This window comes from Sphingomonas sp. BL-S-28, assembly GCF_055521515.1.
The window spans coordinates 2134399-2156785 of record NZ_CM145484.1 but is presented as its reverse complement, the minus strand read 5'-3'; the positions used below and the strand labels follow the sequence as shown (position 1 = coordinate 2156785).

Below are 22387 nucleotides of genomic sequence, written 5' to 3'. Positions count from 1 at the left end.
TCAATAACCCCGAGACAGGTCGACCACGTGCGCGAGCGATTCACCGCGCACGAATCGGCCCAGATTGTCCAGAAACCGCGCCGCCCCCCGCTGACACAGCGCATCCTGCGCCCGGCCGGACAAATGCATCGAGACATGCACGTTCTCGCGCGACCAGAGGGGGTGGTCGGCGGGAAGCGGCTCCGGATCGGTAACGTCCAGGAATGCGCCGCCGAGATGGCCCGAATCGATGGCCGCCAGCAGCGCTTCCTGATCGATAACCGTGCCACGCGCGAAGTTGAGCAGCACTGCGCCCGGCTTCATTGCCGCAAGCTCCGCCGATCCGAACAGGCGATAGGTCTCCGGGGTCGAGGGGACGATCAGAATCACCCAATCGGAGCGCCCCAGCGCGCCGCGCCATTCGTCCGGGCCGAGTTCGCCAGCACCGGCACGCCGACGGGCAACGGTCACGTCCGCGCCGAACACCCGCAGGATTTCGGCGATCCGCCCGCCGATTTCCCCGGCGCCCAGCACCAGGACTTTCGAATCGAGCAGTTCCGCCTTGCCAGGCGGTTCCGAAAGCCATTCGTGACGATCCTGCGCACGCACCACCTGACGCCAGCCCTTGGCCGTGGTCAGCATCCCCATCACCGCATATTCGGCCACACTCTGCGCATGGATGCCTGCGCCGTTGGTGAGCGTGACGCCGCGTTCGCGAAACAGATCGAGCGGCAGCCAATCCACGCCGGACGACATCGCCATATACCAGCGCAGCTTCTCCATGCGGGCGATCGCCTCGGCCGCGAGCGCCGGACGCACCGGGTCGAGCCACGCCAGATCGGCCTGCGGCGCCTTGGCGATGAGGTCTTCCTCACCCTCCCACCACAGCGCCTCCACACCATCCGGCAACTTGCCTTCCAGCAGCGCGCGGGACTGGGCATTTATGAGGGCGATGGTCATTGACAGGCTCCGATGCAACGTAACAACTTGATCGAGGCTGAAATTGGCAGGGGGAGCGGGCATGGCAAGGCGGGAATGGGCATTCGCGGTTGCGTTTCTGGGATCGATCGTCCCGGTCGGCGCAATGGCGCAGGACGAAGGATCGCAGGAAGTGGTCGTCACCGCCATGCGGCGCGACGCGGATGACTATTCGGCGGACATGCCCGCGGTGGGTCTACGCCGCAAAGCCGACTTCGCCGTGGTGGAAGTCACCGTTTCCGGCGACAGCCGCGACAAGGCGCAGCGCGAGAGCGAAATCTACGACATGATCCGCGGCGCCATCGCTGCCGCCCCGCGCGCCGGCGTGCAACTGGCTTATGGAGAGCGCACGCTGCAGCCGCTAACCGTGCAGAACTATCGCGAACTGTCGCTCCGCAACGATTCGCGGCCGGATAGCCAACGCACCGGCTTCCTTGTGAAAGTGCCGCTGACGGGATCGATGGACGCACAAGGCGCGCAGGCTGCGATTACGATCTTCGTCAAATCGGTGAAGCCGGTGGGCCGCGCCCTGATGAGCGAGAGCGACGACCTCTCGCTGTCGGTCGTTGCACCGGACCAATATCGCGGCCAGATTGCCGATGCCATCGCGACCGATGCCAAAGCCATGGCGGCGCGCCTTGGCGATGGCTACGGCGTGGAGATCGAAGGTCTCAACCGCCCGGTGGAATGGGCACGGTCAGGACTCTCGGAAGTCCTGCTCTACATGCCCTATAAGCTGACGGTCGTGCCCCGGCGCTGAACCCTCAGCCCAGCTTCCATTCCCAGCCGAGCGGATCGCCGTCCATCGCCTCCACGCCCTTCGCCGCGAGTTCGTCGCGCAGCGCGTCGGACGTGGCGAAGTCCTTTTCGGCACGCGCGGCCTTGCGGCGGGCAAGCACGTCCTCGATCTCGGCCTCGGTGATTTCGGCAGCCTTCGGCCGGATGCGCAGATCGGCGCGGCCGGTTCCAAAGAGGTCGAGGCCGAGAACCGCATCCATGCGCTCGACGACGGCACGCTTGACCGCAGGGTCCACCTTCTTGGCGGCCAGCACATCTTCCAGCGCCGTCAGTGCGACGGCGGTGTTGAGATCGTCCCCAATCGCCTTCTCGAACGTTTCGAGCATCGGCGCGAGCTTCGGATGGCTGGGATCGCCAGCTTCCACATCGCCCAGACGCTCCACCACCATGATCATGCGCTTCAGACGCACGAGCGCGGCGGCAAGGCCCTCCCATGAGAACTCAAGCTCCGACCGGTAATGCGCCTGAAGGCACATCATGCGGTAACCGAGCGGGTGGTAGCCCTTGTCGATCAGCAATTGCAGCCGCAGGAACTCGCCCGAAGACTTGCTCATCTTGCCGGAACGCTCGACGAGGAAATTGTTGTGCATCCACACGTTGGCACCCGAATTTGCAGGCACGTCGAGACCGCAAGTGTCTTCGGGCTTGCAGCAAAACGCCTGGTTCTGCGCGATCTCGTTGGGGTGGTGGATCTCGCGGTGGTCGATGCCGCCGGTGTGAATGTCGAAAGGGAAGCCGAGCAGGTCACCCGACATCACCGAGCATTCGAGATGCCAGCCGGGAGCGCCCCTGCCCCACGGCGAATCCCATTCCATCTGCCGCTTCTCACCCTCCGGCGTCTTGCGCCAGATCGCGAAGTCTTCATCATTCCGCTTACCGTCAACAGCTTCAATGCGGCCGTCACGAACCTTCGCGCGGGTTATTTGAACCGTTTCCTGCAACCGAACAGTGTCGAATACAGCCGCCTCATCTTCCACCCATTGCCAAAGCTGGATGAGGTCGCCGTACTTCGAGAGCGGTTTGCGAACGTGAAACTCGCGAAGCGTTGTCAGAAAGCGAATGGCCGCCTTCTTCAATATTTGATTCGGCTCGACCCCGCCGCCTGCGCGAGATGCCTCTCTCAAATCTCGCCCAATTTGTATGACCTCGGTGAGCAGATCGTCTTCGCGCGCAAGGCGGCCGTAGTCTGCGACGGTGGAAACGTCGAAGTAGAGGCCGCTCTCCAGTTCGTAGCAATGCCTTGGCGCGATCTTCTCGGCGAATTCGATCATCTGCGGAACGTAGTCCGTCGCGATCGACCACTTGGCCGGCTGACGGATGTTCAGCGCCTTGATGTCGGCCCAATAGGCCTGCGTGTAATGCGCGGCGATGTCCCAGATCGACTGCGCTTGCTGGCGCGCCATCTTCTCCATCTTGTCCTCGCCCGCGTCGGCATCGTCGGTCAGGTGACCGACATCGGTGATGTTGATGACGTGGGTGAGCTTGTAACCCGCATGGCTGAGCGTCCGCCCCAGAATGTCCGCGAAGACATAGGCGCGCATGTTGCCGATGTGGGGGTAGTTGTAGACCGTCGGCCCGCACGTATAGACCCGCGCCTCGCCGGCGTGGACGGGCTGGAACGGCTCCAGCTGGCGGGTCAGGCTGTTGAACAGCGTCAGGGACTTCGTTTCGGTCATGACGCAGGGCAATTAGGCAGGAGCCGGGCGCAGTCAAGCCACGCCCGGCATCCCGTCATTCGAATCCGAGGAACTTCACCTGATCGTCCAGCGCCACGCGCGGGCGATCGAAGGCGTTCACCGGCACGTCGAGGCGCTTGCCGATGGACAGGCCGCAGAACAGCAAGTGCGTTTCGTCCGACACGCCGATGTGGTCCTTGATCAGGCGGGCATAGAGGCCCATCCATTCCTGCGGGCAGGAATCGAGCCCTTCCTCGCGCAGCAGCAGCATGATCGTCTGCAGCCACATGCCCACGTCCGACCACTGCGGCGATCCCATGAAACGCTCGAAATAGCAGACCAGCAGCGCCGGTGCGCCGAACGAGGTGACGTTCTGGTGCATGAACGCCTTGCGGCCTGCGCTGTCGTCACGCTCGATGCCCATCGCGCCGTACATGAAGCCGCCCAGTTCCTGCAGGCGCGCAGCATGGCGGGGCGACTGCATCGGAGCGGACCAGTTGTATTCCTCAGGATCCTGCGGCTGACTGGCCAGCATCTTGTCCTGCAGCGCCTTCAGCGGTTCGCCGGTCAGCACGGTCGCCTCCCAGGGCTGGAAGTTGCAGCCCGAAGGCGCCATGCGCGCCTTGTCGAGCACGCGGCGCAGCACGTCGAGGCTCACCGGCTCGTCGCTGAATGCGCGGATCGAGCGGCGGCTGAGGACGGCATCGGTAACGTTCATGAATTTCCCTTCGCTGGCTGCAGTTTGCAAACCGCCGCCGAACTTGGGATCGGCCATGGAAGATTCAATACCGACCGGTAGAAAATCGGCGGGACGGAAAAAGGAACCTCACTCTTCCTCGAAAAGACCGGCCAACTGCTCGATCATCGTGCCGCCTAGCTGCTCGGCATCCATGATGGTGACGGCGCGGCGGTAATAGCGCGTGACATCATGGCCGATGCCGATGGCGACAAGCTGGACCGGGCTCTTCGCCTCGATCCATTCGATCACGCGGCGAAGGTGCGCCTCAAGATAACCGGCCGAGTTCACCGACAGCGTCGAATCGTCCACCGGCGCGCCGTCGGAGATCACCATGAGGATGCGGCGATCCTCCTGCCGGGCGAGCATGCGGTTGTGCGCCCAGAGCAGCGCCTCGCCGTCGATGTTCTCTTTCAGCAGACCTTCGCGCATCATCAGACCAAGGTTCTTGCGCGCACGGCGCCAGGGCTCGTCGGCCTTCTTGTAGACGATGTGACGCAAGTCGTTCAGGCGCCCCGGATGCGCGGTGCGGCCGCCGGCCAGCCATGCCTCACGGCTCTGCCCGCCCTTCCACGCGCGGGTGGTGAAGCCAAGGATTTCCACCTTCACGCCGCAGCGCTCCAGCGTGCGCGCCAGCACATCCGCGCTGATCGCCGCGATCGAGATCGGCCGCCCGCGCATGGATCCGGAATTGTCCAGCAGCAGCGTGACGACGGTGTCCTTGAACTCGACATCGCGCTCGATCTTGTAGGACAGCGACTGGCCGGGCGAGACGACCACGCGGGCCAGCCGCGCGGCATCCAGCATGCCCTCTTCCTGATCGAAGTCCCAAGACCGGTTCTGCTGCGCCATCAGGCGGCGCTGCAGACGGTTGGCAAGCCGCGTGACGACGCCCTGAAGCCCCTTCAGCTGCGCATCCAGATAGGCGCGCAGGCGGGTCAGTTCCTCATCGTCGCAAAGGTCGGCGGCACCGATCACTTCGTCGTAAGCCTCGGTGAAGACCTTGTAGTCGAAGCTGTCGGGAATGTCGGTCCACGGGCGGTTCGGGCGAACGGGCAGCATGCCCTCCTCGCCCTCTTCGCCGTCCTGGCCCTCATCCATGTCGTCCGGGTTTTCGCCCTCGGCCTCGCTCTCGCCCTCGTCTTCGCCCTTCGAGGGTTCGGCGGCGGCTTCGGCAGGCTGCTCCTCACGCCCGCTTTCGTCGCCGGTCTCGTCTTCCTCGGTCTGCTCATCGCCGTCCATTTCGTCGGCGTCTTCGGGCGGCAGGTCGACTTCATCGGCCTGCGTCATTTCGAGGTGCGCGAGCATGTCGAGCGAGAGCTTCTGGAAGGCCTTCTGGTCCTCCAGCAATCCGGCGAGCGCATCGAAGTCGTCACCCGCCTTCGATTCGATCCAGCGGCGGACCATTTGCACGCCTTCGTGCGCCACATCGGGCACGGGTTGGCCGGTCAGACGCTCGCGCAGCAGCAGCGCCAGCGCGGTCGGCACCGGCACCTTGTCCGGCGCATCGGCGCGCGCAATCGGGTCGCTGGCGATGCGTGCTTCCAGCGAGGCGTCGAGATTGTCGCGCATGCCGGCATAGGCATTGGCGCCCAGTGCTTCGTAACGGACCATCTCCACGGCGTCATAGCAGGCGCGGGCAGAGGGTTCGGACGGGGCGTTGCGGCGGTGCAGCGCCTCGTTGTGGTGGCGCAGCTTCAGCGCAAAACTGTCGGCATAGCCGCGTGCCTGCATGGCGGCGGCGCGGGGCACGGAGCGGCCCGGCATCGGGATGCGGAACGTGCCACCGGTCGCGCTGGGGGCATCGGCGGTCCAGTTGACCTCTACTTCGGCATCGTGGGCGATGGCGCGCGCGGCGCCGGTCAGCGCGAACTTGAAGCGGTCGACGGGTGTTTCATCGGACATGACCGCTCAATGGCGGCATAGCCGCGCGGGCGCAAGACGCTGCAATGCAAAACCCCGGACACGCGATGCGCATCCGGGGTTTGAAATCCTGGCCGGGAAACGCCCAAAAAGGGCATTTCCCTCCAACAGATCAGAGGCTCTGGCCGGTCTTGGCCCAGTCGGCCATGAAGCCTTCGATGCCCTTGTCGGTCAGCACATGCTTCACCAGGTTCTTGATGACCGCCGGCGGCATCGTCGCAACGTCCGCACCGATGCGCGCGCATTCCAGCACGTGGACGGGGTGGCGGATCGAGGCGGCGAGGATCTCGGTCTCGAACGCGTAGTTGTCATAGATCAGGCGGATGTCGCGGATCAGGTCCATGCCGTCGAAGCCGTTGTCGTCATGACGGCCGACGAAGGGCGAGATGAACGAAGCGCCGGCCTTGGCGGCGAGCAGCGCCTGGTTGGCCGAGAAGCACAGCGTGACGTTCACCATGGTGCCGTCGCTGGTCAGCGCCTTGCAGGTCTTCAGGCCGTCGAACGTCAGCGGCACCTTGATGCAGACGTTGTCGGCGATCTTGCGGAGGATTTCGGCCTCACGCATCATGCCGGCGTGGTCGAGCGCGACGACTTCGGCGCTGACCGGACCATCGGTGAGGCCGCAGATTTCCTTGGTCACTTCGATGAAGTCACGGCCGGACTTGGCGATCAGCGAGGGGTTGGTGGTCACGCCGTCGAGCAGGCCGGTGGCGGCAAGCTCAGCGATTTCGGCGGTGTCGGCGGTGTCGACGAAGAACTTCATGGCGGGGTTCCTGTAATGGCTATCGCCACCGGGAAGCACCTGCCCGGGGCGAATCTGGCGCCCCTATAGGCAAGCACGGCCTTTCTGGATACCCCGCCCGAACCTCAGGCGGCCTTGAAGACGCCCATCAGCAAGGGATCGTTGGTCTGCGACGGATCCTGCCGGATCGACGCCTCTGCCGAGCCGATCTCGTACCAGATTGAATTGTCTGCTTCGAGCGCCAGCGCATGCGCGGCATCGGTAACGGTTACGCCGTTCAGCGAGGCGATCGCCTTGGACAGCGTGGGATCGGTGGTCTGCTGCATGGCCGCTTCGATCTGCGGCATCATCGCATTGACCAGCGCCGGGCCCATCGACTTGCGGAGCAGCGTCGTCGCTTCCGTGCGGCCGCCGCGCAGCACGCCGGCGGGATCGGGAATGGGGACCTGCTTGGTCGCCTGCGCCACCAGGGGTGCCGCCGCGCCCGCGCTCTTGCCGGCAATGGTGTTTAGCTGGTGCTGAAGCTCCAGCTTGAACTTGGGATCGCGCAGGCTGGCGGAGCTGGTCTTGCCCGTGCGCGTGAACAGCACCGGCAGCGGAATGCGCGCGACCGGGCTGGTCCAGAAGCCATCGGGCTGCACCAGCCAGGTGAAGGCGCGTTCGGAGGAGAAGCGCATCAGGCGGCGCACCGGCTCCGCATCGCTGGCGCTGCCGCCCGTCAGCGCACTGCCGATCCCGCTTGTGGCACAGCCGGAAAGCACCAGCGCCCCCACGGCCACCAGCCCGCCCAGAACCGTGCGGCGGGCCATCATATAGTCGTCCTGCTGCCCGACGGATTCAGGCGATCCCCAATTCACCATCATCATCTCCTTCACGTGCCCTTACCTCGATGCCTATATGCATTTCAGATGAAACGCATTCGAATCCTTGTCTTCAATGCCGCGCTGGGCGTGCTCGACTACCGCGTGCCCGAGGGTAAGCAGGTCGAATACGGATCCGTGGTGATCGCGCCGCTCGGCCCCCGTCAGGTTCTGGGGATCGTGTGGGAAGCAGAACGCCTGAGCGCGCAGGAAGTGCCTGAAAGCAAACTCAGACCGATTCTGGAAGTGCTGCCGGTGCCCCCTATCCCCGAACGTCTGCGCCGATTGATCGAGTGGACGGCGGACTATTACTGCGCCTCGCTCGCTTCGGTGGCGCGGATGTCGCTGGGATCGATGGCGGCGCTGCGCGGCGGCGGGACGACCACCGAGTACCGGCTGACCGGCGAGGAACCGGCCCGCCTCACCCCGCAGCGCGCGGCCGCACTGGATGCCTTGCAGGGTGAGCAGGCCTCGATCAAGGAACTGGCGGAGCTGGCCTCGGTCTCCGAAGGCGTGCTGCGCGGCATGGTCGGGGCGGGACTGCTGGAGCCGGTGGTGGTCGATCTCGACCGGCCCTATCCGCGCGCCAATCCCAAGTTCGCGGAACCGCAACTGTCGGAAGGCCAGCAGGCGGCGGCCGACGTATTCGTGGAAGCGGTGCAGACGCACAAGTTCGCGCCCTTCCTGCTCGACGGCGTGACCGGATCGGGCAAGACCGAAACCTACTTCGAAGCCGTGGCCGAAGCGCTGCGCCTCAATCGGCAAGTGCTGGTGCTGCTGCCGGAGATCGCGCTCACCGAAAACTTCCTGCGCCGCTTCGAACATCGCTTCGGGGTGCCGCCGATCCTCTGGCACTCCTCGCTCAAGTCCAGCGAGCGGCGGCGTGCGTGGCGCTCTATCGTTCTAGGGGACGCTCAGGTCATCGTAGGTGCCCGCTCGGCGCTGTTCCTGCCTTATGCGAATCTGGGCCTGATCGTGGTGGACGAGGCGCACGAAATCTCGTTCAAGCAGGACGACGGCGTGCGCTACAATGCCCGCGACGTGGCGGTAATGCGCGCCAAGTTCGAGGCATTTCCGGTCATCCTGGCCAGCGCGACCCCGGCGCTGGAAACGATGCAACTGGCCGAGGCCGGGGTCTACCGGAAGATCGACCTGCCCGCCCGCTTCGGCGGCGCGCAATTGCCCGATATCCAGATCGTCGACTTGCGCAAGGAAGCCCCGGAGCGCGGCAAATGGCTCGCCCCGCGCCTTGTCGAGGAAATGAAGGCCCGCCTTGCCCGCGGCGAACAGTCGCTGCTGTTCCTCAACCGCCGGGGCTACGCACCGCTAACGCTATGCCGCCACTGTGGCTACCGCTTCCAATGCCCGAACTGCACGGCCTGGCTGGTGGAGCACCGCTTTTCCAAGCGCCTTGCCTGCCATCACTGCGGCCACGAAGTGCCGGTGCCCGAGGCGTGCCCCGAATGTGGCACCGGCGACTGCCTTGTCGCCTGCGGCCCCGGCGTGGAGCGTATTGCCGACGAAGTCGCGGAAATCCTGCCCGAAGCGCGCGTGGCGCTGGTTACGTCGGACACGATGAACACGGCAGAGGCGATGAACGAGTTCGTCGCCAAGGCGGAGAACAAGGCGATCGACGTGATCGTCGGCACCCAGCTCGTCACCAAGGGCTATCACTTCCCCGAACTGACGCTGGTAGGCGTGGTCGATGCCGATCTGGGCCTTGAAGGCGGAGACTTGCGCGCGGCGGAACGGACCTACCAACAGGTCGCGCAGGTTGCCGGACGCGCGGGCCGCGGCGAGAAGCCGGGCGAAGTGCTGATCCAGACGCGCCACCCCGAAGCCTCGGTGATCGCCGCGCTGGCCGCCGGTGATCGCGACGCCTTCTACGCCGCCGAAATCGAGGCCCGGCGCGACGCCAACGCGCCACCCTTTGGGCGCTGGGCCGCGATCATCGTATCCTCGGAAGATCAGGCCGAAGCGAAAGCCGCCGCCCGCGCCATCGGCGGCACCGCGCCCAACCTGCCGGACATGCTGGTGCTGGGCCCTGCCCCCGCACCGCTGTCGCTGCTGCGGGGGCGCCATCGTTTTCGCTTATTAATCAATGCAAAGCGCTCGGCCGAACTTCAGAGGGTGCTGCGCGAGTGGCTGGAACCGCTCCAGTTCCCGCGCGGCGTGCGCGTGCATATCGATGTGGACCCCTACAGCTTCGTCTGAGCGCTCTCCCGCCGCAGCAGTTCGCGTTTGATCTTCTCGCCATAGGCATAGCCGCCGATCGATCCGTCGGAGCGGATCACCCGGTGACATGGGATCAGCACGGCGACATTGTTGGCGCCATTGGCAGATCCGGCAGCGCGAACGGCGCCGGGCTTGCCGACGGCGGCGGCGATCTGCGCGTAAGTGCGGGTCTCCCCGGCCGGAATGCGCTGCAACTCACGCCAGACCGCCTGCTGGAACGCGGTGCCCTGCACGTCGAGAGGGATCGCCCGCGATTGGCCGGGTTGCTCGACCTCGGCAACGACATCCCTTGCGATCCGGGCGAAATCCTCCCCGCCTTCGACCAGCTCGGCCTTGGGGAAGCGCTCGGCCAGTTCCTCGCGCCCCTCACCGAACGACAGGCGGCACACGCCCTTGTCGGTGGCGGCGACCAGCATCGGCCCCAGCGTGGTCGGCACCACGGACCAGTGGATCGCCACCCCTGCCCCGCCGCCACGCCAGGCCGAAGGCACCATGCCCATCCGCCCATCGCTGCCCTCATAGAAGCGCGAGGCGGCACCGAAACCGGCTTCGTAGATGGCCTCGGTCACACTTGCACCGCCGCTCAGCGCCTCCCCGGCGCGGTCGAAACGCCGGGCGCGGGCATATTCGGCGGGTGAAAGCCCGACCGCCCGCTTGAACACGCGCTGGAAATGCGTGGGGCTGTAGCCGACCGCCTCCGCCAATTCGGAAAGCCCCGGCGCGACATCGGCCACTTCGTCCAGCATCGCCAGCGCGCGCGTCACGGCCTCTTCGTCGCGGGAGACTTCGTTGGGCCTGCAGCGCAAGCAGGCGCGCAGGCCGGCGTGCTCCGCCTCGCCAGCCTCAGCAAAGAAGCGGACGTTCTCCCGCTTGGGATGGCGCGCCGAACAGGACGGGCGGCAATAGATCCCGGTCGAGAGCACCCCGGTGACGAAGCGCCCATCGAAGGACTTGTCCCGCGCAAGCACCGCCTGCCAGGCGCGATCGTCGTCGACGGGGCTATGGTCCATATGCGCACTCATCAGAGTCATATTCATATTCACAGCGCGTCTCCCTCTCTCTCGATCCGGGCCGCGAAGCAGCCATAGGCGGCATTGTGCGCGTGAATGCAAGCGACGCGCGGCTCGGCAAAGAGCGCGGCGATGCCTGCCTCTACCTCATCGGGCCCCGCAAGCACCGCGCGGACCATCATGCCCTCATCATCGAATCCACGCAGCGACATCGTCCGTCCAGTGAACACCGGCGGCAGCCGATCGACCAAGGGCTCGACCTGCGACGCGCTCTCGCGAACATATATCGCATGTGCGGTTCGATAGGGATTGGCCACGTCGTGACTGGTAAAGTTGACGAGCAGAACCCGCTCTCCCGCCCGCGCATCCTCCAGGCTGACCCTGCAGGGAAAGCCGGGATGCGCATCGGCGACAAGCAACCGGGCGCCGGAACGCCTCAGTTCCGCGTCACTCATGAAAGAAATAGTGGGCGAAACGACCCGCATCCAGGCCAACGATTCGAAAAGACACTGCCACACTCCTGCCACGCTTCGCCCGAAGTTCTGCAGCACCTGCACCGCCCTCGCTTCCCGCACCTTGCTTTCAAACCGCTTTTTTGGGCATTGTCCCCAGGCGTCCTCCCGCACCTTGCATAGTAACACTATCGTCGCTATGCGCGCCCCGTCTGCGGGCCGGGGGGCACGGCAAAGTCGTGTACCCAAGTGCCTCAGCCCACCCGATGTAAGGATAGGACACGCGTGGAGAATTCCGGCGGCATCAAAGCCAGCTTGCAAGGGCGCTACGCTTCGGCGCTGTTTGACCTTGCCAGCGAGAACGGCGTCGTAACGAACGTCGAGGGCGACCTCGACCGTATCGGCGCTGCGATCAAGGAAAACGGCGACCTCGCCGACCTGATTCGCAACCCCGAAATCAGCCGCAAGGCGGCCGGTGCGGCCATGGAGGCTGTTGCCGACGTGCTCGGCCTCTCCGCCCTGACGAAGAACTTCGTCGGCGTGCTGGCGGCCAATCGCCGCCTTTCCGCGCTGCCCGAGATCATTCGTGCCTTCATCGCGATCGCCGCCGCCCAGCGCGGCGAGGCGACTGCCGAAGTCACCACGGCGCACCCGCTCAGCGACGCTCAGGTCGAAGAGCTGCGCCAGAAGCTGGAACTGCGCGAAGGCCGCAAGATCAGCGTGAAGACCAATGTCGACGCCGATCTGCTCGGCGGCCTGGTCGTCACCATCGGCTCCAAGCGCATCGACAGCTCGATCCGCACCCGTCTCAATTCGCTCGCCCAGGCCATGAAGGGCTAAGAAAGGCACCACAATGGACATCCGCGCCGCAGAAATCTCGAAGGTCATCAAGGACCAGATCGCCAATTTCGGCACCGAAGCCCAGGTTTCGGAAGTCGGTTCCGTGCTCTCGGTGGGTGACGGCATCGCCCGCATCCACGGCCTCGACAAGGTCCAGGCCGGCGAAATGGTCGAATTCTCCAACGGTGTGCAGGGCATGGCCCTCAACCTCGAAGCCGACAACGTCGGCGTCGTGATCTTCGGCTCGGACGCCGAGATCAAGGAAGGCGACAGCGTCAAGCGCACCAACACCATCGTCGACGTTCCCGTCGGCAAGGGCCTGCTCGGCCGCGTGGTGGACGCCCTTGGCAACCCGATCGACGGCAAGGGCCCGATCGTCGCTGAAAAGCGCGCCCGCGTCGAAGCCAAGGCTCCCGGCATCATCCCGCGCAAGTCGGTGCACGAACCCGTGCAGACCGGCCTGAAGGCGATCGACGCCCTCGTCCCCGTCGGCCGTGGCCAGCGCGAGCTGATCATCGGTGACCGCCAGACCGGCAAGACCGCCGTCGCCATCGACACCTTCATCAACCAGAAGGAAGCGAACAAGGGCGACGACGAGTCCAAGAAGCTCTACTGCATCTACGTCGCCGTCGGCCAGAAGCGCTCGACCGTTGCGCAGATCGTTCGCCAGCTCGAAGAAAACGGCGCGATGGAATACTCCATCGTCATCGCCGCAACCGCTTCGGAACCGGCTCCGCTGCAGTACCTCGCGCCCTACACCGGCGCCGCGATGGGCGAATTCTTCCGCGACAACGCGATGCACGCCGTGATCGTGTACGACGACCTTTCGAAGCAGGCCGTCGCCTACCGTCAGATGTCGCTGCTGCTGCGCCGCCCGCCGGGCCGCGAAGCTTACCCGGGCGACGTGTTCTATCTCCACAGCCGCCTGCTTGAGCGCGCTGCGAAGATGAACGACGAGAACGGCAACGGCTCGCTCACCGCGCTTCCGATCATCGAAACGCAGGCCGGCGACGTCTCGGCCTACATTCCGACCAACGTGATCTCGATCACCGACGGCCAGATCTTCCTTGAAACCGGCCTGTTCTACCAGGGCATCCGTCCGGCCATCAACGTCGGCCTGTCGGTGTCGCGCGTCGGCGGTTCGGCCCAGACGAAGGCGATGAAGAAGGTTGCCGGCTCGATCAAGCTGGAGCTGGCGCAGTACCGCGAAATGGCGGCATTCGCCCAGTTCGGTTCGGACCTCGACGCCTCGACCCAGAAGCTCCTCAACCGCGGTGCGCGCCTGACCGAGCTGCTCAAGCAGAAGCAGTTCTCGCCGCTGTCGTTCGAAGAGCAGACCGTGTCGATCTTCGCCGGCACCAACGGCTACCTCGACGCCCTGCCGGTTTCGAAGGTCACCGAGTACGAAGCCGAAATGCTCGACTTCATGCACGAGAAGCACGCCGACGTCCTCGCGCTGATCCGCTCGACCAAGGACTTCGGTGACGAAGCCAAGGCGAAGACCAAGGCTGCGCTCGACGCGTTCGCCAAGCAGTTCGCCTAATTTGCGTCACCCCGGCGAAAGCCGGGGTCGCTCTCGGCCAGGCTTTGCTTGGTTGCCAACGGTCCCAGCTTTCGCTGGGATGGACGAATGGAGAAAATTGAGTGGCTTCGCTCAAGGAACTCAAAGGCCGCATCAACTCGGTCAAGTCGACCCAGAAGATCACCAAGGCCAAGCAGATGGTCGCCGCGGCCAAGCTGCGCAAGGCGCAGGCCGCCGCGGAGTCCGCGCGCCCCTACGCCGCGCGTCTCGCCGAGGTGATGGGTTCGCTCGCCAGCAAGATCACGGTCAGCGAGAACAGCCCCAAGCTGCTCGCCGGCACCGGCAGCGACAAGGTGCACCTGCTCGTCGTCGCGAACTCGGACAAGGGTCTGTGCGGCGCGTTCAATTCGAACATCGTCAAGGCCGCGCGCCTGAAGGCGAAGGAACTGGAAGCACAGGGCAAGACCGTCCTGTTCTACCTCGTGGGCCGCAAGGGTCGCGCGCCGCTGCGCCGCGAATTCCCGAAGCAGATCGCGCACATGTTCGACACCACCGATGTGCGCGATCCCGGCTTCAACGAAGCCGAACGCGTCGCCGATGAACTCGTCGCCATGTATGAGGCCGGCAAGTTCGATGTGGCGCACCTGTTCTATTCGAAGTTCCGCTCGGCGCTGCTTCAGGAACCGACCGATCAGCAGATCATCCCGGTGCCCGCCCCCAAGGCGGTCGTTACCGGCGATGCCGTGACCGAATACGAGCCGGAAGAGGAAGAAATCCTCGCCGCGCTGCTGCCGCGCTATCTGCGCACGCAGATCTTCGGTGCCCTGCTGGAAAACGCCGCGTCCGAACAGGGTGCGTCGATGACCGCCATGGACAACGCGACGCGCAACGCGGGCGACCTGATCAAAAAGCTGACCATCCAGTACAACCGCAGCCGCCAGGCCGCGATCACTACTGAACTCGTTGAAATCATTGCTGGCGCGGAAGCGCTGTAGCATCACCTGAAACAGCCGGCGCGGAAGCGCTGTAAGTCACCGCAGGCAAGGAAACCAAAATGGCCACCGCACCCGTGCTAAACCTGACCGCCACTGGCAAGATCAGCCAGATCATCGGCGCCGTCGTCGACGTCACCTTCGAAGGCGAACTGCCGGCGATCCTCACCGCGCTCGAAACCGAGAACAACGGCCAGAAGCTGGTTCTCGAAGTCGCGCAGCACCTTGGTGAGAACACCGTCCGCACCATCGCCATGGACGGCACCGATGGCCTGACCCGTGGGCAGCCCGTTGCCAACACCGGCAAGCAGATCTCGGTCCCCGTCGGCCCGAAGACCCTCGGCCGCATCATGAACGTCGTCGGCGACCCGATCGACGAGCGTGGTCCCGTCGGTTCGGACATGTTCGCCCCGATCCACGCCAAGGCTCCCGAATTCGTCGACCAGTCGACCGAAGCGGCGATCCTGGTCACCGGCATCAAGGTCATCGACCTTCTCGCCCCCTATGCAAAGGGCGGCAAGATCGGCCTGTTCGGCGGCGCCGGCGTGGGCAAGACGGTTCTCATTCAGGAACTGATCAACAACATCGCCAAGGGCCACGGCGGCGTCTCGGTCTTCGCGGGCGTCGGTGAACGCACCCGTGAAGGTAACGACCTCTACCACGAGTTCCTCGACGCCGGCGTTATCGCCAAGGACGCCGAAGGCAACGCGACCTCGGACGGTTCGAAGGTTGCTCTCGTATTCGGCCAGATGAACGAACCGCCGGGCGCCCGCGCTCGCGTCGCTCTCTCGGGCCTGACCATGGCCGAGTACTTCCGCGACCAGGAAGGCCAGGACGTTCTGTTCTTCGTCGACAACATCTTCCGCTTCACCCAGGCGGGCGCGGAAGTGTCGGCTCTGCTCGGCCGTATTCCTTCGGCCGTGGGCTATCAGCCGACCCTCGCCACCGACATGGGCGCGCTGCAGGAACGCATCACCTCGACCACCAAGGGTTCGATCACCTCGGTCCAGGCGATCTACGTCCCCGCGGACGACCTTACCGACCCGGCGCCAGCCGCCTCGTTCGCCCACTTGGACGCAACGACCACGCTGAACCGCGCCATTTCGGAACTGGGTATCTACCCGGCCGTCGACCCGCTCGACTCGACCTCGCGCGTGCTTGAGCCCCGCGTCGTCGGCGCCGAGCACTACGAGACCGCCCGCAAGGTTCAGGAAACCCTGCAGAAGTACAAGTCGCTTCAGGACATCATCGCGATCCTGGGCATGGACGAGCTTTCGGAAGAAGATAAGCTCACCGTCGCCCGCGCCCGCAAGATCCAGAAGTTCCTGTCGCAGCCGTTCCACGTTGCGGAAGTCTTCACCGGCATCTCGGGCAAGTTCGTCCAGCTGGAAGACACCGTGAAGTCGTTCAAGGCCGTCGTCGAAGGCGAATACGATCACCTTCCGGAAGCAGCCTTCTACATGGTCGGCGGCATCGAGGAAGTGGTCGCCAAGGCCAAGAAGCTGGCCGAAGAGGCGTAATCGACCATGGCACTGCACTTCGAACTCGTCACGCCGGCGAAGCTCGTCCGCTCGGAAAGCGTCCACATGGTGGTCGTCCCCGGCACCGAAGGCGAGTTCGGCGTGCTGGAGGGCCACGCGCCCTTCATGTCGACCGTCGCTGACGGCGCGCTCAAGGTCTACAAGACCGACGGCGGCCCGGCCGAGGAAATCCGCATCACCGGCGGCTTCGCCGAAGTGGGCGAAAAGGGCCTGACCGTGCTCGCAGAGCACGTCGAGGGCTGATTTCTTCCCTTGAGCAACAAAAAAGGGGCGCTCTCGCATGCCGAGAGCGCCCCTTTTTGTTGTCGCGCCATGCTCAGGCACCGCAACGACGGTTCGCCGCGCTGGTCAATTTGCGGTTTATCAACCACTAGTTGCTTATGCGATAGCCATCGGCTAAGGCGAGCAAAGGGACACCGGGTGACGAGCACTATGGAGGCAACTGCCGGACAGTTGCGTCATGAACCGCTTTTGCGCGCCAGGTGCGACGACGCAATCGCTGTCCTGCACCGAAGCAGGTTGGCCCAGTTCTTCATGCTCTTGGCGGTCGCTATCGCCAGCCGCTGTTCCGTCTGGGGTGACTGGAACTTCGACATCGACGAGCAGTTCTATTTCCTGGTGGGTCACCGATTGCTCGACGGCGCCACGCTTTACGTCGACATCTGGGATCGCAAAGGCCCCGCCACCTTCCTCACGTTTGCCGCGCTTTCCGCGATCTGGCCCTCGGTCGTATGCTTTCATGTCGCAGCAACGCTGTTCGCCGCCTTGGGGGCCTATGGCGTCAATCGGCTGACGCGGCTGGTCGCTCCGCCGGCGGCGGCGATGCTGGCGGGCATCACGTATCTGATGCTGATCCTGCAATTCGGCGGCGCGGCCGCGCAGGCGCAAGTGTTCTACAACCCCCTCCTGATCGTCGGGGCATGGTCGATAGTGACCCGAACCGACCTTCTGCGCGAAGGCCGCATCGATGCGCGTATCGTGCTCGGCATGTTTTGCGCCGGATTGGCCATAACCTTCAAACTGAACGCCGTGTTCGAGTGCCTGTTCTTTGGCGGCTATGTCTGCTGGCTTGTCGCCAGATCGGGCGTGTCGTTGGCCAGCAAGCTCCGTGCGCTTGCCTTGCTGGCCTTCATAGGCCTGGCGCCAACGCTGCTGACCATGACCTACTACGCGATTACGGGACATTTCGCGGACCTGTGGCAGGCTCTGGTGCTCTCCAATTTCGGTCGCCAATACATGGGGGGCGCGCAACGCAGCGAACGCGTCGTCCTTCTCGCGGCGATGCTGGCACTGCCCCTCACCTGCGCGGCTATGGGTTTTTCCGAGCTGCGCCGACAAGCTGCCCATGCCGACAAGCTGATATTTGTGGGGCTCTGGGCAATCGTGGCGATCGCGGCGATGCTGCTCTATCCCAACATTTTCCCGCACTACGCCTTGCCGCTGATCGCCCCGCTCTGCGTCCTGTCGGCTGGCTTTTTCGCGCGCGGGAACATAGGAACGACGGCGTTCGGTGCAATCGTGGTCATCGCGTTGATCTTTGGGCACACCTTGAACCTGCCAACGCGATTGCACGCACGTCAGGCAGAAGATCAACTGGTCTCCTATCTCAAAGCGCAGACGCCCGACCATTCGCTGCTGGTATGGGGAATGCCGAGTTATCTCTATCATATCATGGGGACGCCGCCGTTTTCGGCGCTGACCTTCCCCGCCCATTTCTATTCCTGGGACGAGCGCGGGACGAGCGGCCGCAATGAAGTTCTGGAACTGAAACGCATCCTGTCGCTACGTCCCGCAAGCGTCGTCGAGCAAGCACCTCTGGAGGTTTCGCCCCTCAACATGGACAATGTTGCCCAAGTTCGGGAATACCTGCGAACCTGCCGCCAATCCCGGCGCATGATGCTCTACGACCACAATGGCCCGCAGCCGCAAATCGTCTGGACCCATTGCGGCGGCAAGTGAGGCCGCGCTGCGCTCCAAACCGCGCCCATGACGTCCGAATGCCGGTTCGCATTAGGAAGTTATCAAAGTTTCAACCTTAATCCTCTGCATATTCGCACAGGTTGCCGGCTTGGTCCGCGCAATCGGAGCGCTGGAAAGGTTTGTTTGAGCATGACGGCATTCGGGCGACGTAACGGCATGGGAGGGATGGGCCAGGGCGCGCGTCCCGCGTTCGGCGTGGCCAAGCCGCTGAAGAGCGGCGTTGGAGAAACCCCCTCCCTTCCCGGCGGCGGCGCCATGCCCGGCGGCGACCAGTTTCCGCCCGTGCCCGGCATGGATGCACCGGCATCCGGCCCGCAGAATTCGCGCGACGATGCTATGTCGCGCCTGTCCGATCGCGCCAACTCGGTCCACTCCGGCGAATCGGAGCAGAGCAGCTTCGAAGCGTCGATCCACAAGATCAAGGAACAGGTCCTCCCCCGCCTGCTGGAACGCGTCGATCCCGAAGCGGCGGCTACGCTGACCAAGGACGAGCTTTCCGAAGAATTCCGCCCGATCATCATCGAGGTGCTGGCCGAGCTGAAGATCACCTTCAACCGCCGCGAACAGTTCGCGCTGGAGAAGGTGCTGATCGACGAGCTGCTGGGCTTCGGCCCGCTAGAAGAGCTGCTGAACGATCCCGACGTGTCGGACATCATGGTCAACGGCCCGAACCAGACCTACATCGAAAAGAAGGGCAAGCTGCAGCTGGCCCCCACCAAGTTCCGCGACGAACAGCACCTGTTCCAGATCGCCCAGCGCATCGTCAACCAGGTCGGCCGCCGCGTCGACCAGACCACGCCGCTGGCGGACGCCCGCCTGAAGGACGGCAGCCGCGTCAACGTGATCGTGCCGCCGCTGTCGCTGCGCGGCACCGCCATCTCCATCCGTAAGTTCTCCGAGAAGCCGATCACCATCGACATGCTCAAGGACTTCGGTTCGATGAGCGAGAAGATGGCCACCGCGCTCAAGATCGCCGGCGCCTGCCGCATGAACATCGTCATCTCCGGCGGTACCGGTTCGGGCAAGACCACGATGCTCAATGCCCTGTCCAAGATGATCGATCCGGGCGAGCGCGTGCTGACCATCGAAGACGCCGCCGAACTCCGCCTGCAGCAGCCGCACTGGCTGCCGCTGGAAACCCGCCCGCCGAACCTTGAAGGCCAAGGCGCGATCACCATCGGCGACCTCGTCAAGAACGCCCTGCGTATGCGTCCTGACCGCATCATCCTGGGCGAAATCCGCGGCGCCGAGTGTTTCGACCTGCTCGCCGCCATGAACACCGGCCACGACGGCTCCATGTGTACGCTCCACGCCAACAGCCCGCGCGAGTGCCTTGGCCGTATGGAGAACATGATCCTGATGGGCGACATCAAGATCCCCAAGGAAGCCATCAGCCGCCAGATCGCGGAGTCGGTGGACATCATCGTGCAGGTGAAGCGCCTGCGCGACGGTTCGCGCCGCACCACCAACATCACCGAAGTGATCGGCATGGAAGGCGACGTGATCGTCACCCAGGAACTGTTCAAGTTCGAGTATCTGGACGAGACCGACGACGGCAAGATCATCGGCGAATTCCGCCCATCGGGCCTGCGCCCCTACACGCTGGAAAAGGCCCGCCAGTTCGGATTCGACCAGGCCTTCCTCGAAGCCTGCCTGTAAACCTCACCAAGCGCACCCGGTTGACACCAAACCGGGTGCGAAACGGTGTAACCTTGTCTTCGCCTTGCGGTCCGGCTTTCCTTGCCTGTCCAGTTGCGCGAGATAGGCCAGAAGCGCGGAATTGTCCGCCTTTCGCTCGGTCGCGACGTGCCTGCCACGATACATCCGCACCTTGAGCAAGCCGAACAGCGCGCGCTGCGCCCGCTCCCCGGCTGTGACCTTCCGTTTTCGCGATCTGTCACCTTGTGCGGACCTGTCACCTTGCGAGCCTACGATCCTGCCCCACGCTGCGGCAAAGCTGCCCGCGTCCGGTTTGCGGCGCAGGCGATAGGCGGTCTCTCGCGCCATCCCCACGCGCCGCGCGGCGGCGACGACCGATCCGGTTTCCGCCAGTGCGCCAAGGAATGCGGCTTGGCGCTCCGGCGTCCAACCATCGGCGCGGGTGCGCATGGGGACAGGCGCGAATGCGGGAACCCGAACGTGGCGGGGTTTGCGGCGGGGCGAGCGGCGTTTCATCCGCAAGGTTAGGACAGATTTGCCGGGTGTAGGAAAGCGACAGGATCGGGCACGACCGACCCCAATGCCTCTCTCAGTCTGCCACCCCAACTTCGTCATTGCGAGGAGGCAAAGCCGACGAAGCAATCCAGTGCGGCGCAAGACTGCCTCTGGATTGCTTCGCTACGCTCGCAATGACGAAGGTGGGGAGTTGCAGGGCAGCGGCGACTGCAGCGTGACGACGACGACCGGCCACGCGCTCCCTCTACCCCAGCGCCCGCAAGACAAGCGAAGCCGCCAGCATCAGCATCGTCACGCCCACCACCGCATCCAGCACCCGCCACGCCGCCGGGCGTGCGAACAGCGGGATCAGCAGGCGCGCGCCGTAGCCGAGCGCGGCGAACCACGCGAAGCTGGCAGTCGCCGCGCCGGCCACGAAGAACGGTCGCAGCGCGGGTGGCTGCGCCGAACCGGCCGCGCCCATCAGCAGCAGGGTATCAAGATAGACGTGGGGGTTGAGGAAGGTGAAGCCCGCCGTCGCGGCCAATGCGCGGCCCAGAGAGATGCCCTGCCCGTCCGCGATATCCACCGTGGCCGGCACCGCCATCCGCCGCAGCGCCTGTATCCCGTACCAGCCCAGAAACGCAGCACCGCCAACGGTCAGCACCGTGGCCAGCCCCGGCAGAGCCGCCAGCACGGCACCAACCCCGGCCACGCCTGCTGCGATCAAGGTCACGTCGGCACCGGCGCAGAACAGCACCACTGGCCCGACATGTTCACGGCGGAGCCCCTGCCGCAACACGAACAGGTTCTGCGCGCCGATCGCCACGATCAGCGCCGCCATCAGGGCGAAGCCGGAGAAGAACGGATAGGCGGCACCGATCATCGATACGGTCCCGTCTTCAGACCGATCCAGAGCGAGAGAAGCTGGCCGCAGACCACGGCGAGCGTCAGGCAGCAGGGGAGCAAAAGCACGTTCATGGCCAAGCCATTTATCGCAAGCGCGGTGATGAATAAAACTTGATCGCCTAACGCTGGTGAAGCATGGCTTCATCATGCTGGACTATCCTGCCCTGGCGGCGGTTTCCGCCGTGGTTCGCGAAGGCTCCTTCGAGCGGGCGGCCGATCTGCTGGGCATCACGCCTTCCGCCGTATCGCAGCGCGTGCGCGGGCTGGAGGAGCGGCTGGGCACGGTCCTGATCGTGCGCGCGCAGCCTTGCGATGCCACCGAGGTCGGTCGTGCGCTCTGCGCGCATTTCGATCAGGTGCGCCTGCTGGAGGCCGATCTGGCGCCGCATCTGAAACCGCAGTTCGGCAAAGGCGAAGCGCCGCTGATCCTGAAGATCGCGGTCAATTCGGACAGTCTGGCCACCTGGTTTCCCGAAGCCGCCGCGCAATTCGTGCAGGACACCGGCACGCTGCTGGACCTGATCGTCGATGACGAGGCCCACACGGCGGACCGGCTGCGTTCGGGCGAAGTCTCCGCCATCATCACTTCAGACCCCGAACCGATTCAGGGCTGCAGCACGATCGAACTGGGATCGCTGCGCTATCGCGCCTGCGCCTCGCCCGAATTCATCGCCCGCTATTTTGCCGACGGCGTCGATCAGCGCAGCCTTGCGAAAGCGCCCTGCCTGCGTTTCGACCGGCGCGATGCCGTGCAGACGCGCTGGGCCTTGGACTTTCACGGGGTGAAGCTGTCGGCGCCGACACACTGGGTGCCTTCCACCCAGGGCTTCCTCGATTTCACCGCGAAAGGGCTGGCGTGGGGCCTCCATCCGGAGCCGCTGGCCCTGCCCCACATTGCGGCTGGTACTCTGCTTGAATTGCCCCCGCGCGCGCCGCTGGAGGTACGGCTCTACTGGACGGTCACGCGCCTTCAGGCCGGTTCGCTGCGATCGCTGACCGATGCGGTGCGCAAGGTGGCCGGGGCGGCGCTGGTTCAACGCGCGGCGTGAGACGGGGCGAT

20 protein-coding genes are annotated in these 22387 nt (G+C 64.8%); 10 read left to right on the top strand and 10 right to left on the bottom strand.

From position 1 onward, the window contains the following. Complete coding sequence (locus ACZ1JC_RS18925; RefSeq protein WP_465135410.1) at positions 1-939, bottom strand: D-2-hydroxyacid dehydrogenase; 939 nt, start codon at positions 937-939, stop codon at positions 1-3. A gap of 61 nt (positions 940-1000) precedes the next feature. Here ACZ1JC_RS18925 and ACZ1JC_RS18920 point away from each other — a divergent pair, with 61 nt between their 5' ends. After that, positions 1001-1717, top strand: a complete 717-nt coding sequence (locus tag ACZ1JC_RS18920) for a TonB-dependent receptor (RefSeq protein WP_465135411.1) — start codon at positions 1001-1003, stop codon at positions 1715-1717. 4 nt (positions 1718-1721) lie between these two features. Here the strand turns inward: ACZ1JC_RS18920 and ACZ1JC_RS18915 are convergent, their stop codons facing one another. The 5 genes from ACZ1JC_RS18915 to ACZ1JC_RS18895 all read right to left on the bottom strand — a co-directional run bounded on the left by ACZ1JC_RS18915 (position 1722) and on the right by ACZ1JC_RS18895 (position 7698). Then, the gene (locus ACZ1JC_RS18915; protein WP_465135412.1) at positions 1722-3431 is read right to left on the bottom strand and encodes a cysteine--tRNA ligase; all 1710 of its coding nucleotides are present in this window, start codon (positions 3429-3431) and stop codon (positions 1722-1724) included. A 55-nt stretch (positions 3432-3486) separates the two neighbouring features. After that, a complete protein-coding gene (locus tag ACZ1JC_RS18910) occupies positions 3487-4206 on the bottom strand; it encodes a nitroreductase (RefSeq protein WP_465148388.1) in 720 nt (239 codons plus the stop codon). Between the two features lie 51 nt (positions 4207-4257). Continuing rightward, positions 4258-6072: a cobaltochelatase subunit CobT gene (gene cobT, locus ACZ1JC_RS18905; protein WP_465135414.1), complete on the bottom strand. Its 1815-nt coding sequence runs from the start codon at positions 6070-6072 to the stop codon at positions 4258-4260. Positions 6073-6202: 130 nt separating this feature from the next. After that, on the bottom strand, positions 6203-6853 hold the full coding sequence (gene fsa / locus ACZ1JC_RS18900) for a fructose-6-phosphate aldolase (RefSeq protein WP_142633328.1): 651 nt from the start codon (positions 6851-6853) through the stop codon (positions 6203-6205). Between the two features lie 104 nt (positions 6854-6957). Continuing rightward, positions 6958-7698, bottom strand: a complete 741-nt coding sequence (locus ACZ1JC_RS18895; RefSeq protein ID WP_465138543.1) for a DUF4197 domain-containing protein — start codon at positions 7696-7698, stop codon at positions 6958-6960. A 42-nt stretch (positions 7699-7740) separates the two neighbouring features. Here ACZ1JC_RS18895 and ACZ1JC_RS18890 point away from each other — a divergent pair, with 42 nt between their 5' ends. Further along, positions 7741-9906 (top strand): primosomal protein N', encoded by a 2166-nt coding sequence (locus tag ACZ1JC_RS18890; protein ID WP_465135415.1) that lies wholly within the window; start codon positions 7741-7743, stop codon positions 9904-9906. Here ACZ1JC_RS18890 and ada read toward each other — a convergent pair. After that, complete coding sequence (gene ada, locus ACZ1JC_RS18885) at positions 9891-10958, bottom strand: bifunctional DNA-binding transcriptional regulator/O6-methylguanine-DNA methyltransferase Ada (RefSeq protein WP_465138544.1); 1068 nt, start codon at positions 10956-10958, stop codon at positions 9891-9893. The two genes, ACZ1JC_RS18890 and ada, sit on opposite strands and share 16 nt — an antisense overlap. Positions 10959-10966: 8 nt before the next feature. Next, on the bottom strand, positions 10967-11494 hold the full coding sequence (locus tag ACZ1JC_RS18880) for a DUF1203 domain-containing protein (RefSeq protein WP_465148389.1): 528 nt from the start codon (positions 11492-11494) through the stop codon (positions 10967-10969). Between the two features lie 180 nt (positions 11495-11674). Between ACZ1JC_RS18880 and ACZ1JC_RS18875 the strand changes: the two genes are divergently transcribed. From ACZ1JC_RS18875 to ACZ1JC_RS18845, 7 genes are all read left to right on the top strand, one after another. Continuing rightward, complete coding sequence (locus tag ACZ1JC_RS18875; RefSeq protein ID WP_465135417.1) at positions 11675-12229, top strand: F0F1 ATP synthase subunit delta; 555 nt, start codon at positions 11675-11677, stop codon at positions 12227-12229. A gap of 13 nt (positions 12230-12242) precedes the next feature. Then, positions 12243-13772: a F0F1 ATP synthase subunit alpha gene (atpA, locus tag ACZ1JC_RS18870; RefSeq protein ID WP_465135418.1), complete on the top strand. Its 1530-nt coding sequence runs from the start codon at positions 12243-12245 to the stop codon at positions 13770-13772. A gap of 101 nt (positions 13773-13873) precedes the next feature. Next, positions 13874-14746: a F0F1 ATP synthase subunit gamma gene (locus tag ACZ1JC_RS18865; protein ID WP_465135419.1), complete on the top strand. Its 873-nt coding sequence runs from the start codon at positions 13874-13876 to the stop codon at positions 14744-14746. A 59-nt stretch (positions 14747-14805) separates the two neighbouring features. Beyond that, a complete protein-coding gene (atpD, locus tag ACZ1JC_RS18860) occupies positions 14806-16263 on the top strand; it encodes a F0F1 ATP synthase subunit beta (RefSeq protein ID WP_465135420.1) in 1458 nt (485 codons plus the stop codon). A gap of 6 nt (positions 16264-16269) precedes the next feature. Further along, on the top strand, positions 16270-16527 hold the full coding sequence (locus tag ACZ1JC_RS18855; protein WP_465135421.1) for an ATP synthase F1 subunit epsilon: 258 nt from the start codon (positions 16270-16272) through the stop codon (positions 16525-16527). A gap of 189 nt (positions 16528-16716) precedes the next feature. Beyond that, positions 16717-18243 (top strand): hypothetical protein, encoded by a 1527-nt coding sequence (locus tag ACZ1JC_RS18850; protein ID WP_465135422.1) that lies wholly within the window; start codon positions 16717-16719, stop codon positions 18241-18243. Positions 18244-18393: 150 nt separating this feature from the next. Then, a complete protein-coding gene (locus ACZ1JC_RS18845; protein WP_465138545.1) occupies positions 18394-19923 on the top strand; it encodes a CpaF family protein in 1530 nt (509 codons plus the stop codon). A gap of 3 nt (positions 19924-19926) precedes the next feature. Here ACZ1JC_RS18845 and ACZ1JC_RS18840 read toward each other — a convergent pair whose 3' ends face one another. Continuing rightward, positions 19927-20373: a hypothetical protein gene (locus ACZ1JC_RS18840; protein ID WP_465135423.1), complete on the bottom strand. Its 447-nt coding sequence runs from the start codon at positions 20371-20373 to the stop codon at positions 19927-19929. Between the two features lie 310 nt (positions 20374-20683). Beyond that, positions 20684-21304, bottom strand: coding sequence for a LysE/ArgO family amino acid transporter (locus ACZ1JC_RS18835; protein ID WP_465135424.1), 621 nt, complete (start codon positions 21302-21304; stop codon positions 20684-20686). Positions 21305-21473: 169 nt separating this feature from the next. Here ACZ1JC_RS18835 and ACZ1JC_RS18830 point away from each other — a divergent pair, with 169 nt between their 5' ends. Next, entirely contained in the window at positions 21474-22376 is a 903-nt protein-coding gene (locus ACZ1JC_RS18830) for a LysR family transcriptional regulator ArgP (protein ID WP_465135425.1), read from the top strand. The last annotated feature ends 11 nt before the right edge of the window (positions 22377-22387 follow it).

Bases quoted from the DNA above. Each gene is read 5' to 3' on its own strand.
- ACZ1JC_RS18840 (WP_465135423.1), bottom strand. From the start codon at position 20,373: ATGCGCACCCGCGCCGATGGTTGGACGCCGGAGCGCCAAGCCGCATTC.
- atpA (WP_465135418.1), top strand. From the start codon at position 12,243: ATGGACATCCGCGCCGCAGAAATCTCGAAGGTCATCAAGGACCAGATC.
- fsa (WP_142633328.1), bottom strand. From the start codon at position 6,853: ATGAAGTTCTTCGTCGACACCGCCGACACCGCCGAAATCGCTGAGCTT.
- ACZ1JC_RS18920 (WP_465135411.1), top strand. From the start codon at position 1,001: ATGGCAAGGCGGGAATGGGCATTCGCGGTTGCGTTTCTGGGATCGATC.
- ACZ1JC_RS18845 (WP_465138545.1), top strand. From the start codon at position 18,394: ATGACGGCATTCGGGCGACGTAACGGCATGGGAGGGATGGGCCAGGGC.
- ACZ1JC_RS18850 (WP_465135422.1), top strand. From the start codon at position 16,717: ATGGAGGCAACTGCCGGACAGTTGCGTCATGAACCGCTTTTGCGCGCC.
- ACZ1JC_RS18835 (WP_465135424.1), bottom strand. From the start codon at position 21,304: ATGATCGGTGCCGCCTATCCGTTCTTCTCCGGCTTCGCCCTGATGGCG.
- ACZ1JC_RS18925 (WP_465135410.1), bottom strand. From the start codon at position 939: ATGACCATCGCCCTCATAAATGCCCAGTCCCGCGCGCTGCTGGAAGGC.
- ACZ1JC_RS18890 (WP_465135415.1), top strand. From the start codon at position 7,741: ATGAAACGCATTCGAATCCTTGTCTTCAATGCCGCGCTGGGCGTGCTC.
- ada (WP_465138544.1), bottom strand. From the start codon at position 10,958: ATGACTCTGATGAGTGCGCATATGGACCATAGCCCCGTCGACGACGAT.
- cobT (WP_465135414.1), bottom strand. From the start codon at position 6,072: ATGTCCGATGAAACACCCGTCGACCGCTTCAAGTTCGCGCTGACCGGC.
- atpD (WP_465135420.1), top strand. From the start codon at position 14,806: ATGGCCACCGCACCCGTGCTAAACCTGACCGCCACTGGCAAGATCAGC.
- ACZ1JC_RS18830 (WP_465135425.1), top strand. From the start codon at position 21,474: ATGCTGGACTATCCTGCCCTGGCGGCGGTTTCCGCCGTGGTTCGCGAA.
- ACZ1JC_RS18895 (WP_465138543.1), bottom strand. From the start codon at position 7,698: ATGATGATGGTGAATTGGGGATCGCCTGAATCCGTCGGGCAGCAGGAC.
- ACZ1JC_RS18855 (WP_465135421.1), top strand. From the start codon at position 16,270: ATGGCACTGCACTTCGAACTCGTCACGCCGGCGAAGCTCGTCCGCTCG.
- ACZ1JC_RS18915 (WP_465135412.1), bottom strand. From the start codon at position 3,431: ATGACCGAAACGAAGTCCCTGACGCTGTTCAACAGCCTGACCCGCCAG.
- ACZ1JC_RS18910 (WP_465148388.1), bottom strand. From the start codon at position 4,206: ATGGCCGATCCCAAGTTCGGCGGCGGTTTGCAAACTGCAGCCAGCGAA.